At 58.0% G+C, this 14051-nt stretch carries 13 protein-coding genes and 1 tRNA gene; 10 read left to right on the top strand and 4 right to left on the bottom strand.

Annotation, left to right across the window (positions count from 1 at the left end; all coding sequences use genetic code 11):
- Window positions 1-32 precede the first annotated feature (32 nt).
- From rpsF to hflX, 6 genes are all read left to right on the top strand, one after another.
- Window positions 33-476 (top strand): 30S ribosomal protein S6, encoded by a 444-nt coding sequence (gene rpsF, locus SFUM_RS16495; protein WP_011699986.1) that lies wholly within the window; start codon window positions 33-35, stop codon window positions 474-476.
- A gap of 62 nt (window positions 477-538) precedes the next feature.
- The gene (rpsR, locus tag SFUM_RS16490) at window positions 539-784 is read left to right on the top strand and encodes a 30S ribosomal protein S18 (RefSeq protein ID WP_011699985.1); all 246 of its coding nucleotides are present in this window, start codon (window positions 539-541) and stop codon (window positions 782-784) included.
- 32 nt (window positions 785-816) lie between these two features.
- Window positions 817-1794, top strand: a complete 978-nt coding sequence (locus SFUM_RS16485) for a YybS family protein (protein ID WP_011699984.1) — start codon at window positions 817-819, stop codon at window positions 1792-1794.
- A gap of 100 nt (window positions 1795-1894) precedes the next feature.
- Entirely contained in the window at window positions 1895-2344 is a 450-nt protein-coding gene (rplI, locus tag SFUM_RS16480) for a 50S ribosomal protein L9 (RefSeq protein ID WP_244148072.1), read from the top strand.
- Between the two features lie 5 nt (window positions 2345-2349).
- Window positions 2350-3687, top strand: coding sequence for a replicative DNA helicase (dnaB, locus tag SFUM_RS16475; RefSeq protein ID WP_011699982.1), 1338 nt, complete (start codon window positions 2350-2352; stop codon window positions 3685-3687).
- Between the two features lie 735 nt (window positions 3688-4422).
- Window positions 4423-6036 carry a GTPase HflX gene (hflX, locus tag SFUM_RS16470; RefSeq protein WP_244148071.1) on the top strand — a complete coding sequence of 538 codons (1614 nt, stop codon included), beginning with the start codon at window positions 4423-4425 and terminating at the stop codon, window positions 6034-6036.
- Between the two features lie 34 nt (window positions 6037-6070).
- Here the strand turns inward: hflX and SFUM_RS16465 are convergent, their stop codons facing one another.
- Window positions 6071-7009: a bifunctional riboflavin kinase/FAD synthetase gene (locus tag SFUM_RS16465; RefSeq protein WP_011699980.1), complete on the bottom strand. Its 939-nt coding sequence runs from the start codon at window positions 7007-7009 to the stop codon at window positions 6071-6073.
- A gap of 94 nt (window positions 7010-7103) precedes the next feature.
- Here SFUM_RS16465 and SFUM_RS16460 point away from each other — a divergent pair.
- A tRNA-Leu gene (locus SFUM_RS16460) sits at window positions 7104-7190 on the top strand.
- Window positions 7191-7569: 379 nt separating this feature from the next.
- Here SFUM_RS16460 and SFUM_RS16455 read toward each other — a convergent pair.
- On the bottom strand, window positions 7570-8394 hold the full coding sequence (locus tag SFUM_RS16455) for a hypothetical protein (RefSeq protein ID WP_011699979.1): 825 nt from the start codon (window positions 8392-8394) through the stop codon (window positions 7570-7572).
- Window positions 8388-9449 carry a type IV toxin-antitoxin system AbiEi family antitoxin gene (locus SFUM_RS16450; RefSeq protein WP_011699978.1) on the bottom strand — a complete coding sequence of 354 codons (1062 nt, stop codon included), beginning with the start codon at window positions 9447-9449 and terminating at the stop codon, window positions 8388-8390. Before SFUM_RS16450 ends, SFUM_RS16455 begins: the two co-directional genes overlap by 7 nt.
- Window positions 9450-10259: 810 nt before the next feature.
- Here SFUM_RS16450 and SFUM_RS16445 point away from each other — a divergent pair.
- From SFUM_RS16445 to SFUM_RS16430, 3 genes are all read left to right on the top strand, one after another.
- Complete coding sequence (locus SFUM_RS16445; RefSeq protein ID WP_011699977.1) at window positions 10260-11072, top strand: hypothetical protein; 813 nt, start codon at window positions 10260-10262, stop codon at window positions 11070-11072.
- 542 nt (window positions 11073-11614) lie between these two features.
- Window positions 11615-12085, top strand: a complete 471-nt coding sequence (locus tag SFUM_RS16435) for a hypothetical protein (protein WP_041440776.1) — start codon at window positions 11615-11617, stop codon at window positions 12083-12085.
- A gap of 448 nt (window positions 12086-12533) precedes the next feature.
- Entirely contained in the window at window positions 12534-13751 is a 1218-nt protein-coding gene (locus tag SFUM_RS16430) for a choice-of-anchor J domain-containing protein (protein WP_011699976.1), read from the top strand.
- Here the strand turns inward: SFUM_RS16430 and SFUM_RS16425 are convergent.
- A complete protein-coding gene (locus SFUM_RS16425) occupies window positions 13718-13930 on the bottom strand; it encodes a hypothetical protein (RefSeq protein WP_011699975.1) in 213 nt (70 codons plus the stop codon). The genes SFUM_RS16430 and SFUM_RS16425 overlap by 34 nt on opposite strands.
- Window positions 13931-14051: the final 121 nt, after the last annotated feature.

Genomic DNA, 14051 nt, shown 5'->3' with positions numbered 1-14051 from the left:
GGGGCTGCATAATCCAAAAGGAGAGAGTAACGATGCGTAAGTATGAAACCTTTTTTATCATCGATCCGGATTTGCCGGACGAAGTGACGGCGGCGGTCGACGAGAAGATCAAGTCGGTTGTCGGCGCCAACGGCGGGGACGTCGTTTCTTACGTCCCCTGGGGAAAGAAGAAACTGGCCTATCCGGTGAAGAAGCGGTCGCGCGGCCTTTACGTGCTCATGGAATATGCCGGGGATTCCCGGCTGGTGGCCGAGCTCGAGCGCAACATGCGGCTGGATGAACGCGTGCTCAAGTTCATCACCGTCAAGCTGGACGACCGCTACGATCCGGAGAAGGAAGCAGCCCGCATGGCCGCGAATCTCCCCTCGTTCCCGGAGGACGAGGACACCGAGGAAAAGGGTTCCGCGCCCCTTGCCCGGGAGGAAGAAGGCATCGGCGAGGAAGCGCAGACGGATGAAGCGGAAGACAAGGAGTAGCGCAGTTCCGGGACCTCAAGGTTTCGGACCATCGGGACACCGGGTGTCACAGGGAGAACACTATGGCCATCAGACGCAGGCGACGCACTTTCCATCGGCGCAAGGTATGCCGTTTTTGTGTGGATAGCGAGCTCAAGATTGATTACAAAGATTCCAAGACGTTGCGTTATTTTGTCACCGAACGGGGCAAGATAGTCCCCCGGCGCATTTCCGGCAACTGTGCGAAGCACCAGAGGGAGTTGACTCTGGCGGTGAAGAGGGCACGCCAGATCGCGTTGTTGCCTCACACCACGATCCATAACGTGTAAACAGCACTGCGCCCTCTGCTCGATGTGGGTCCATGGGCCTGTTCAGCCAAAACAACGGCTTCGACCGTAATCCCGGCCTGGGAATGGAGATCGCCGTCGGCACGACGGCGACGTTGATCTCGTTCCTGGCCATTCTTCTCATCCCGGTTGCGGGCGTCGTCGCGGGCGTGCTGACTCCCCTGCCCACTCTGCTCTCGCTTTACAGGAGAGGGCGGCCGATGGGCTACTGGGGCCCCGGCGTGACCGTTCTGGCGGGTGTGTTGTTGTTGGTGGTCCTGGGGATGCCGCAGATCGTGCCGTATTTTTGCCTGCTGCTTTCCATGGGAGTGCTGATGGGGCTGGGCATGAGGCGGCAATGGTCCATCGAGAAGACGATCGGAGTGCCCACCCTGTTTGTATTTGTGGCCGGCGCGTTCCTGTTCTGGCTCGCTGCGGGGGATTCCGAAACCGGATTCGCGGGTTTCGTCGAGGAGGATTTGCGCAACTCCATTCGTGCCGCCATGCAGCAGTACGGTGGGGAAGGCGAGGAGAAGAAGGTCCTCGAGCAATCCCTGCAAAACATGGTCCCCTTTCTGGTCAAGCTCCTGCCGGGCGCGGCCGTGTCCACCACTCTGCTGGCGGCATGGTTCAATGTCGTGGCCGCGAGGCGCTACTGCCGCATGGCCCGGCTCCCCTTTCCGGCCTGGGGACAGTGGCTCGAATGGAAGGCTCCGGATCATTTGATCTGGGGAGTGATCGCGGCCGGAGTGATGCTGCTGGTGCCGGGCAAGACGCTCACGGTGGTGGGACTGAACCTCCTGCTCATTCTGGCCACCGTGTACCTGTTCCAGGGTCTGGCCATATTGGGGTTTTACTTCGAGCGATGGAAGATGCCCCGGGCGATGAGACTCCTCAGCTACGGCATCGTTTTGCTTCAGCAGTTCGCGACGATGGCCGTGATCCTGCTGGGCCTCTTCGACCTGTGGTGCGATTTTCGGCGCCTGACCCGGAAGCCGGCGGAAAGCCCTTGAGCGGTTTGCCGCCGTGCGGCGAAAAGAGACGATCCCGCCGCGCGGGAAGATACGGATATTGTGGGGCGGCACGGCTTGCCCCAGTCATTCCAAGGAGAACATGATGAAAGTGATTTTGACTGAGAACCTCTCTTCTCTGGGCCAGATCGGGCAGGTGGTCAACGTGGCCCCGGGGTATGCCCGCAACTATCTGTTCCCTCAGGGACTGGCTCTGGAAGCCACCGGAAAGAACGTGAAGGAGCTGGACCATCGTAAGCGGGTGCTGGCGGCCAAGCGCGAAAAGATTCGCCAGGAAATGCTTTCGGTGGCCGAGAAGATCAACCAGGTCAAGCTCGTGCTGCGCCGGAAAGTGGCCGACGAGGACAAGCTGTACGGCTCGGTGAGTGCCGCCGACATCCAGAGCGCGCTCGAGGAACGGGGCTTCATCGTGGCCCGCAAGGACATTCAGCTCGATCAGCCCATCAAGCAACTCGGGGAATTCACGGTTTCCGTCCGCGTGGACGCTCAGATTGCGGCCACCGTCGGTGTCGTGGTTGAAAAAGAAGAGTAGCCGAAGTGGATGCCATCGCGGAAGAACTCAAGAAGGTTCCGCCGCAGCAGCTGGAGGCGGAGCAGTCGCTTCTCGGGGGAATTCTGATCGATAACGACGGGTTGCCCGCGGCCCTCGAAATCATCAAGGGCGATGAGTTCTACCGGGAATCGCACCGGATCATTTTCCGCGCAATCCAGGAACTCTTCGAACGCAACGAACCGATCGATCTCGTCACCACGGCCGCCCTGCTCGCCGAGAAAAACCAGCTTGAAGCCGTGGGAGGCGCGCCCTACCTGGCATCGCTGGTGGATGCCGTGCCGTCCGCCAGCAACGTTGCCACCTACGCGCGGATCATCAATGAGAAGGCCCTGCTGCGCCGCCTGATCCAAACGGCCAACGAAATCAGCTCATGGTCCTATGGAGGTGGGAAGAACGTCGAGGAGATTCTCGACGAGGCGGAGTCCTCGATTTTTTCCATCACCGAAAACCGCATCCGCAACAGCTACTCGTCCCTTAAGGACATCGTCAAGAAGAGCATCGAGTCCATCGAGCGTTATCAGGAACAGCGGGACATGGTAAACGGGGTTCCCAGCCACTACCGGGATCTCGACAAGATCACCGCCGGGTTCCAGAAGTCCGACCTGATCGTCATCGCCGCGCGGCCCAGCATGGGCAAGACCGCCCTGGCATTGTGCATCGCCCGGAACGCCGCGGTCGAGAGCGGCATTCCGGTGGGGTTCTTCTCCCTGGAGATGAGCAAGGAGCAGCTGGCCATGCGCCTGCTCTGTGCCGAGGCCCGCGTCGATTCGCACAAGATCCGCACCGGCTTTCTCAGTCAGACCGAATGCGCCAAGATGCTCACCGCCGCGGGTTCTTTCATGGACGTCCCCATTTACATCGACGACACGCCGTCCATTTCGGCGCTGGAGCTGCGCGCCAAGGCGCGGCGGATGATGGCGGACCGCGGCCTGGGAATGGTGGTGGTGGACTACCTGCAGCTGATGCGGGGCAAGGAATCCGAACGGAGGGAACAGGAAATCTCCGACATCTCCCGGTCCCTGAAGGCGCTGGCTAAGGAGCTCAACATCCCCGTCATTGCCCTGGCGCAGCTCAACCGCAAGGTCGAGGAACGATCGGTGAAGAAGCCGATGCTGAGCGACCTGCGCGAATCGGGAGCCATCGAGCAGGACGCGGACGTGATCGCCTTCATCTACCGCGACGAAGTTTACAATCCCAACAGTCCCGACAAGGGAACCGCCGAAATCCTGATCGCAAAGCAACGAAACGGCCCCACCGGAGAAATCCGGCTCGGCTACATCAGCTTGTACACCCGATTTGAAAATCTTGCCCTTTCATCGTGAATATCAAAACTCATGCCCGTACCGGCAGCCCCTTGCACCCGGATCGAACCACCTGCCGGGGGGCGTGGAATTGCTCCGGCATAAGGCTTCATTCCCTGGAGCATCAGGGATATAATAATATGGTGAGCCATCGGAGCATCCATCCCGAGGCGCGTTCAAGATCACACAGCGCCTGCCCGGCGGAAGGCGACGCGGGCGGGGATTGACCTCGGGCACCGTCCGGAACCGTAGGGTGGGCATGGTTCCTCCGTGCCAACGATCAGGCCGAGTCCCGTTCACCCGCACTCGTTATGATCGCTGCGAAAGCGTGCGGCCACCAGCCTATTCAATGGGGACGTTTCACACGTCGGTTCCGGATCGTTCATGGCGCCAAGCGCTGGGGCAAGGATATTGGGATCGTGGGCCGCGCTGTCGCGCATCCCACCCTTGTATGGACTCATGTGCCGGTCAGACGTACAAGGGGAGGGCTTTATGCCCTCCCGCCTGATGCTGCGGACTTGAACGCAATTGTCCATGAGGCTGCGCTTCACTCGCAAAGCGTGAAAACAGGCTCACCCGGGAATCTATTTTCCAGGCGACCTTGCATCTAAACTCCGAGGCAACGCACCGGTCGGCACATTCCTTGGGAAAGGGGGTACGCTCATCCGAAAATCGTATGGCAACACTGCCGGGCTCAAGAGCAGCATCCGCGACCGCATTGAAAAACTATACCGCCGCAAGGTTTCGCCGCGCCAGGTGATCTCTCCCGAATTGGCCCGCGATCTTGCCCGCCTCTCCTTTGAATGCGGGCGCCGGCTCGGGCTTCTCATCGGCCGCGACGGCACGGTGGAAATGGTGCTGGTGGGGGGCCCCCGCTCGCTCTTTATCCCCGATCTGCCGAAGAGCCGCGGCGGGCGGTGGCGTTTGCGCGGGCTGCGGCTGGTCCATACGCATCTGCAGGCCGAAGGCCTCTCGCAAGACGATCTCATGGACCTGGTGTTCCTGCGCCTCGACTGTGTGGCGGGAATCCGGGTCGATCCCAACGGCGGCGCCACGCTGCTCGACGTGGCCCATATCCTTCCTGGGGCCGGCCACGATCGCGGATGGGAAGTGCTTCCGCCCCTGTGGTGCTACGATCCCGACCTGGACTTTCAGGAGCTGGTGAAGTCCCTGGAAGATGAGCTCGACCGGAATCGGCTCGCCATTCCGGCCACCACCCGGCAGGACCGGGCGATCCTGGTGAGCGTCACGGAAAAGGACCGGGAGACCGCCCGCCGGTCCATGGAAGAGCTGGTCGAGCTGGCCCGCACCAGCGGGATCGTGGTCGCGGACACCATCGTGCAGCGCCTGCGCTCCGTCAATCCGAAGTATCTCATCGGGAAAGGCAAGCTCAGCGAAATCGTGCTCCGGGCGTTGCAGTGCGGAGTGGATCTCCTCATTTTCGACCGGGAGCTGAACCCGTCCCAGGTGAGATCCCTCACAGACACCACCGAGCTGCGGGTGATCGACCGCACCCAGCTCATCCTGGACATTTTCGCCCAGCGCGCCCAGAGCCGCGAAGGGAAGATTCAGGTCGAGACGGCGCAGCTCAAGTATCTGCTGCCCCGCCTGGGGGTCAAGGACGACGCGCTTTCCAGGCTGACCGGGGGAATCGGGGCCAGAGGCCCCGGGGAAACGACGCTCGAAATCAACCGGCGGCGCATCAAGGACCGGATCGCCCACCTCGACGACCAGCTCCGGGGGGTGAGGCGCAACCGCGATCAGCGCAGGGCCAGGCGGCTGCGCAAGGACATCCCCACCGTTTCCATCGTGGGCTACACCAACGCCGGCAAGTCCACCCTGCTCAACACCCTGACGCACAGCGGCGTGTTCGTGGAAGACAAGCTCTTCGCCACCCTCGACCCCACCAGCAGGAGGCTGCGGTTTCCGCGGGATTTCGAAGTGATCGTGACCGACACCGTCGGGTTCATCCGCGACCTTCCCCAGGACCTCCTCGACGCCTTCGCGGCGACTCTAGAGGAACTGGACGACGCTGATCTGCTGTTGCACGTGGTGGACATCAGCAATCCGCACTTCGAGGAACAGATGGAAGCGGTGGACCGCATCCTCGGGAAGCTCGAGCTGCAGGCCAAGCCCACCGTCCTGGTCTTCAACAAGATTGACCGGGTGGACCCGGAATGGGCGCGCCGGAAGGTCCGGCGTCACGGCGGCGTGGCCATATCCGCCCTGTCGACGGGCACCGTCGATCCGCTCATCGCGGCCATGCAGGACCAGGTGGAGGCACTGATGGAGGAGGGTTTCTATGCGGCGGCGCGCCAGCCGGAGCCCGAAATTGCCGAAGAGCCCGACGAGAGCGCCTGGGAACTCTAGCGCCGCGAGGAGCTCCGGTGCGGGATCATCCCGTTCATTCCGCTTTTCTGTCGGCGAAGAATTCCCTTGCCCTGGCGACGTCCAGCTTGATCTGGTCGGCCAGTTCCTGCGGTCCGGCGAATCGTCTTTCATCGCGGATCCGGTCCAGGAACCAGACCTTGATGGATTCTCCGTAAATGTTGCGGCTGAAGTCGAAGATGTGCACCTCCAGGGACAGGTCCGTATCGCCGAAGGTGGGATTGTAGCCGAGGTTGGCGGCGCCGCGGTAGCGGGTGCCGTTGACTTCGACTTCGACGATATAGACGCCCGTTCGCGGCGGGGCCTGGCTGGACATGCGGATGTTGGCGGTGGGAAACCCGAGCAGCCGGCCTCCCCGCTGGCGGCCGACTTCCACGATGCCGTCGATTTCATAGCAACGCCCCAGGAGGCGGTTGGCCCGCTTCATCTCCCCTTTGAGGATGAGCTGACGGATCACCGTGCTGCTCACGACGGTGTCGTCCAGGCGCACCCCCGACAGCGTCTCGACTTCGAATCCGAATTCCCTGCCCAGTTCCTTGAGCAGAACGATATCGCCTTCACGGCTGTATCCGAACCGGTAATCGTGGCCGACGACGAGGGCCTTTATCCCGATCCGGCCGACCAGCAGGTCTTCCACAAATCCCCGCGCCGAAATCCGGGAGAACTCCCTGCTGAAGGGAACGACGATGGCGGCATCGATGCCGGACGCCGAAATGAGCTCCAGCTTTCGTTCCTGGGACGTGATGAATTGAAGGTTCTTGTTGGGGAACAGGACTTCGACGGGATGCGGATCGAAAGTCATGACGACCGACTTCCCGCCCAGTCGTTTCGCCCATTCCTTGACTCTGTCGAAGAGGGCCTGGTGGCCTCGGTGCACGCCGTCGAAATTGCCGATGGTGATAGCGGGGTTGTTGAGGGATTGGCGGATATTCTCCAATCCGCGAAAGATTTCCATTGAAGCTTTGACACCTCCCGGAGCGTGGATTCTGCTTGACAGCTAAAGACTTTTAACATATCCTTCATGGGTTGCGTTTGCAACGCTTTTGTTTGCCGAAGTGGCGGAATTGGTAGACGCGCTAGGTTCAGGGTCTAGTGGGCGTACGCCTGTCGGGGTTCGAGTCCCCGCTTCGGCACCAAGCAAAAACAGGGAGTTAGCGGCTTTCGCTAGCTCCCTTTCTTTTTGGATTTTGATCTTGGGTAACGGCAGGGGGAAGATCTGGTGGGGCTAATCGCAGTTGGAGCCGTTCTTATACGAAGTTACCTAGAAAATATATTCCCGGGTGAGTCTGTTTTCTAGGTAAATCCGTTCTTAGGTAACATCTTGGGTCACAGCATCACACAGGTGCTGGAAACCCTTCAGACAACACTGTTCAGCCGTAGAAACTTGTGGGAGAAACTTCATCCGGGGCCATGCAAGCAGCCCTCTCCGACGTCGGGACAATTGCGATTGAATTTCAACCGCTTATAACCGAACAGCAGTGGCTTTGCCCCTGAAAACTTTTTTAAGCTTCAGGTTCATCCAATCCCCAGCTTTTCCAGGACATAGTTGACGCGTTCATACGCATCCCGGCACAGCAATGCACGATCTTCCGGATCGGTAACGTCCATGAAGGCGGCCACGTGTGTGGGACCAAGGTGCGCTTCGGAAGCGAAGTGCCTGGCGATCTTCCCGAATCCTTCCATCACCAGCCTGTGATCAACATGAGATATGAGTTCCTCCGCCAGGGCATCCAGACCTCCAGGATAGTGCAGGATGCAATAATATATATCGTAAGCGTCTTTTTCTTTTAGACGGTCATCGAGGGCCATACCCTTCATGACCAGAAAAGAGACGATCGAGGCCACCTGGATCCGAACCGAATCGACACCACCATCAGGGAGCTCCCCATCAATCGTTACCTCCATCGGGTTGTTGAAGGCGATGTCACACCCTCGCGCCTTTCTTGCCTGAACTCCCTGCAGTTTCTGGTGCCTGTGGCCCTTCCCCGTTCCCTCATACTCCCCGGCGAGTAGATCCACCTCTACGGTGATTGGCCTGCCGCCCACACTGACATCGCGCAGGTAAATGAAGGGCTGATTCCCCTGTCTGTATCCTCGACCGGTAAAAAGTTCCTGGATGGATCTGTAGCCCTCCTCCGTCAGATGCGTATGGTCGAGGGCAAGGTCCACGTCGAGGCTGCCCGCATGGGGCGGTTGCTTCCCCGGAAAGAGGAGGTCCGGCACCCATCCGCCGACGATCACGATGTGATGCCGGTATTCCCCCAGCAGGCGGGCAAGCTCGATCACCACTTTGCGGGCGGCTTCGACACCATCGGCAGTGTAGTCTCTCTTCGTTACCATAATGGCATGATGGCCTGCTCGAGGACAGCCTGAGCGGCTTCCTCGCCTCGCCCCTTGATGGCCATGAGGTCCAGGTAAAGTTGAACCGGCGAGGCGATCCGAATGTCGCCCACAGATCTTATGCCATAAAAGACTCCGGCGTCGTATGGCCGCATCAGAAGGACATTCGCCCCGCTGGAGACTTCCTTCAAGCCAAGCCGGAAGGCCAGTTCCTCTTGTGGAACGTTGACATATGCCGCGGCACGCTGATACCGCACTGCCGGGGCCAGCCTCGCAGCCCCGGAAAATCCGGTCAGCGCATACTCCGTTCCGCTCTCGGCACAGGCCTCGGCCAGGTCGGCTTCAAATTCCCACACTTTCTTAAAGGTGTAGAAGTTGCGTCCCTCATTCCTTTTCGCATCATAATTTGCGGCCCATTCCGACAGGAGTTCGAAGGGCTTTGTCAATTGGAACTGCCCATGCTCAGGCGACGACCACTCGCGAGCGCCCAGGAGAGCTTTTACTTTCGAAACCTGCCCCAGACTGACTTGTGCTTCCTTGGCCAAGTCCTGCAACTTCCACCGTCCGTGTGGGGAGGTAAGAAGCACGCGGAGAATTCGCTCGGCCTTTGGCGAGTAGAGCGAGCGCAAATCGCGCCTCTCGGCAAAGAGATTTGGCCTGCCCTGTCTCTCGAGGTAGACATACCCAAAGGACAGAAGGCAGTTGCCGCTGAAGTCCACATACCCGATTTTTTCCTCGGCGCAAATCTCCGCGGCTTTGGGAGAGATGAACGGGGCAATCACCAGACCATAGGTTCCAGGTGGGGCTGAATAGCGGTACTTCACCAACTGGCTCGCGGCTTCCCGCACATACCGCGGCTCCCCGCTGCTTTTCATTTCAGCTATCAGGCTTTGTTCTCCGTAAGGGAGTCCAACGGTGATCAGGAGATCGGGCCGCCGGTAACTCGATCTGACCTCTTTGATTATGGCCTTTATCTCGACGAAAGGAATACCCTCCAAACAGGAGTGGATTGCGTTCACTGCCTTTTCGGCGAATTCTTCGGGGGAGATTTTCATCCAAACTATCCTTTTCACCATTCGGTAAACATAATATTAATGGTGAAATCTGGCCGATGTCAACGCAATATTTCACTAAACATGGCTATTTCACCAAACGGTGAAATAGTGAAAATGGATGAAACTCGCTCAGCTTCCACCGAGTCTCATGGCTGCGCCTTCTTCCTTCCGCCGGCATTTCCTGCTTTGGCATCTTCGCGTGCCGGCATGCGGGCCCAGACCTGGTAATCCTCTTCGACACTCACTATCTGTTCTTCAGGCACACTCCCGCTTCCCGACTCACAACCTCCAGCGCCCAGCCCCGCGGCAACCGAAGAAACCATCCCCCTTTTCGACCTGTGCCCTGCCGTCAACGTTGCCCAAGCCCCAAAGCCCCTGCCTTCCCGTGCAGCCCCTGCTTCTCCGCTCCCACAGTCCCTCCTCCCTGGCTTACGGGCTCCTGCAAATCCGTGTCCAGGCAATTCGGCTCCCGGCATAGACGCCCTTTCAAGTCGCCGGTGAGACGCAACGGCGGACGGACCGAAGTCTACTGCCAATTGCCTATACCATCGAGGGGTGTGCGCCATGCGAACAAATCACCCTTGACCCGACCTTATAAAGAGGCGATAACGTGCACAGAGAGGCAAGAATGTGTTTTTGACCCAATGAAATCCTCATCATGTATCGCCACATGGTTGTCGGCACGAAACAATCCGACACTTCGAAGTACTGAGGGGAAGCGCCTGATGGATTGGCTGCGGCAAATCCCCGGACCAGGAAGCTTCTTTTTGAGGAACACCACGGGAAGCTACGCCGAAAGGAGGTTTTCCCATGAGATGCATGCGCGTTGCTTTGCTGTTTGTTTTCTTGCTGGCCGGCTCGGTTGCCGCTGGAGCGGGCGAGGTGGTTGTGGAGTTCACAAGCGATGGACCCGGTGGACAAAGTCCCTACACAATCATCAAGAATGCTCTTGGTACCGATTCTCTCGAGGTGCCTGACAATTTTCATTCCCCACCCGTTGCCCACATTCAGGACCAGACGCTGGTCGCAGTCGGCAACTGTTTTCTTTTCATCCTTCACCGGGATAAAGACGGCGACCCGACCGGCACAACCAAGAATCAAAGAAACGAAATAAAGGTTGGCAAGTACGCCATCGACGAAGCGAAGGGAACGCCGGACAATCCGCTAACGTATGAGTGGCTTTTCAAGGTAGGGAAGGATATGAAAGTCTCCAGGGAATTCACTCATATCTTCCAACTGAAAAGCGTTGGCGGAGATGATTCGCAACCGATTATTACCCTGACTGGAGCAAAGGTATCAGGAAATGACAGATTGCAGCTTAGATATAATCAAAGCTCTGCTTCCAAGCTTCAAATACTGCGTAGCATCCCATGGTCATCAGCTAGAAACAGGTGGATAAAAGCAACGATATCGACTACGTTCAAGGATGATGGATATCTTAAAGTCAGACTTTCAAGACTCAGCGATAACTATACTATACTATCTTATAGTAATCAAAATATTGACATGTGGCGCGGTGGAACATTCGTCCGATCCAAATATGGCATATATCGCAGTCTCAATTACAAAACGGAGTTAAATGATGGGAGAGTGTTCTTTGCTAACTTTCGTATCATAAAATAAGGTTCATCCGGATCATGAGTAACTGAGAATGCAGGTACTTATTCCGGAAGACCCGTTTTTTCGGACAGAACCCGGTAGCGAAAAGGTTCTCCGGGATTTCCTGGTGGACATGTTGAGGCACCATTCATGTTCCTGCCCCACGATCAGCAACACCATGAGTCGTGCCCGCGTGCTGAGACCATGGACGATGTTCGCCTGAACATGGATTGCCCACGTCACGACTATTGTCCGGCCCATGGCGATAGCATCGAGGGCGCCAGGTTGGATTCAGCGATTGTGAGGGTACGGTTCCAGTATCCCGGGGAGGGAAGAAGGGGAATCAAGCTCTCAGATTTTCCGTGACCTTGGCCGGAGACAGGATGAATCGGCTTGATCGCAAACACACGGGTCTGTGTTCCAACCCGTTGATATTGTACCTTTAGTACGTTCGCTTTCGAGATTTCACAAACTTGCCTTTACTAATTGGGGCAATCCGAAGTACAAAACCGCTCAAGCAAAATAATGCACATTTTAAAGCCAACCCAAGACATCAAGGAGGATTCATGCGATATCATTGGAGAAAGTCCGTATTACTGATTATTGCCATCTGGTTGGTTGCAGGGGTCGGAACTGCCTGGGCAGTACTGAGTTTCAGCGGAGACAAGTGCTGGACGGTAAAGATTACGCGGACTGAGGATGGCCCCGTAAATGAGACCACCACCATGAAACTGCACATCAAAGTGTTGGATACGACCACCTACGCCGTGCACGGCACGTTGTCCACTCCAACCCAGAACCCTATGATCATGATGGGTACCGGCGCGCGGATTGGCGCAAAGATCTACCTCAACTTGGCCACAACGCTGATCGACAGTTCAGCTGACCGCTTGGCAGGTGTTACGCGGATTGAACTCAACCCCACGACGCTCAATGGAACATTTTGGTCGATTGAAAACGACTTTGGCACTGTGGGAGGTGCGTTCCATTCCAGTAATTACTGGGCCGGAACCCTGACTTACAAAAGGTGCCCGTAAAAAGGTTCATCCGGTCAGTGAGTACCTTGCTCCGAGAATGCAGGTACTCATTTCCCGGAAGACCCTGATTTTATCATACGGAGGCCCCTCCCCGGATGCCTGGTCATTTCAGTCCCGAATCCGGAGAACCCCCGCCTGTTCGGGCTTTATGAGAAGCTTTCTTATCATCCTCCGCACTACACCGATGCACGTTTGCCGGTTTGTGGAAACCGCAGAATTCCTCATCCCGCCGTGCAGTACCTGGCGGCATGCAGATATGCGGGCATCAATCGGCAGTTCCACACCCCAAAACGAGAGGTTCCCATTGATCGAAAGAACTGAGATGGGGCTCATTATCAGCCGTGATTGACTGAAGCCTCCAGTATGGTATACTTGCGCAACGGTTTGGGATTATTGCCGGTTTCCCCCCGCCATCCGGCTTCCGATGCTCCAACGCGAGGAGAAGCGTATGAAGAGATCCGTTTTCCATTGTGCTGGTTTGGTATCCGTGTTCCTCCTGGTGTTGTTCTCGTTTGCCTGCCCGGTGTCCGCCGGGATTGAGGAGGTATACGGGATCGAGGAAGTGATCTACGCGACGGGCTTTGAAGCCGGCCCGGGCGATTGGTCCGCCGAAGACGGTCTGTGGGAAATCGGCTCCCCCGCGGCCGGACCGGGGAGCTGTTACGAGGGCGCTCAATGCGCCGGCACCCGAACCGGTCCCTCCGTCGGCCGGCTCGTCTCGCCTCCCGTGGTTCTGCCATCCGTTGCAGGTGGTGAGGAGATTCATCTGAGCTTCCGTCATTGGTACTCATACGGTCCCGACTATCAGGGAAGCGGAACGGTCGAGATCAGTCACTTCGATTTTCAAACGGACGGATGGTCCCAATGGGAAGCTCTCGGGGACTCGTTCATCGGAAAGAGCACCCGCTGGTCCCTGGAGGACGTCGATTTGACCGCCTATAACGGCCGGACGGTCAGAATCGCTTTCAAAAGCGATTCGGGGAACCGCGACGATGCCGGCTGGCATGTGGATGCCGTTGAAATACGGAAGAGCGGGAACGATTTTGCCGCGGAGGGGGCCACTGCCGTACGGCCGACCATCACCTCTTTCAAGATCAACAACGGCGCCGCCACAACCACCAGGCGCAGAGTTTTTCTGAACAACACCACAACCGGGACTCCCACCCGGTACAAGGCCAGTGAATCGCCGACGTTTGCGGGCGCAACCTGGCATCCCTACTCGAGGAACCCGAGTTTCACCCTGAGCGCGGGTGCCGGCACGAAGACGGTCTATTTCAGGGTGAAAAACGCGGCAGGCCAGTCAACGGTCAAACAGGACACGATCAAGCTCACCAATCCCCTGGGCGGGACCTGGACCGGGCGTTGGACCAGCGATTACGGCGCCGATTCAGGGTCCCTGAAGCTGGTCGCCACGCAGACCGCGACGGGTTACACGGGAAGACTGACCGTCGGGAACACGGAATGCGGAACCTTTTCAGACCTGCCGGCAAAGCTCACTCTATCCGGCAACACGGTGACATGCACCGCCGCATCTTCCTGCGCCGGGCAGCCGATCCAGCTGAAATTCACCGAAGGCGTACTGAGCGACAATACGATAAACGGATATTACAACATCTATGTGAGCGGGAGCCATTACGATTCCGGGACTTTCAGACTGAGCAAATGAGAGCGGGCGGGCCGGTGATCTCCCGCGCCCGCACCCGCCATGCCGCCGACGATATTGCTGTAGTCCTCGTACAGTTCGCCGTCGACGCAGACGACGCATTTGTCCCGCAGGGATGCGAATTCACCGTGAAGGATCTCTCTGCCTTCCACGAAGCAGCTTCTTTTGTCGGCGTACGGCATGCCGGCCTCCTGTGCGCATTCCCTTTTCTAAGGAACTTCATGTATATAATACGGATTTGCGTTCAAAATGATCCTTTAAAAGCGTGGGGGACGTATCCCCCACACCCCCTCGCCGCTTCGC

This window comes from Syntrophobacter fumaroxidans MPOB, assembly GCF_000014965.1.
GTDB classification, from domain to species: domain Bacteria; phylum Desulfobacterota; class Syntrophobacteria; order Syntrophobacterales; family Syntrophobacteraceae; genus Syntrophobacter; species Syntrophobacter fumaroxidans.
Note: the sequence above shows the minus strand (reverse complement) of the source record. Positions and strands in the feature narration are given on the sequence as shown.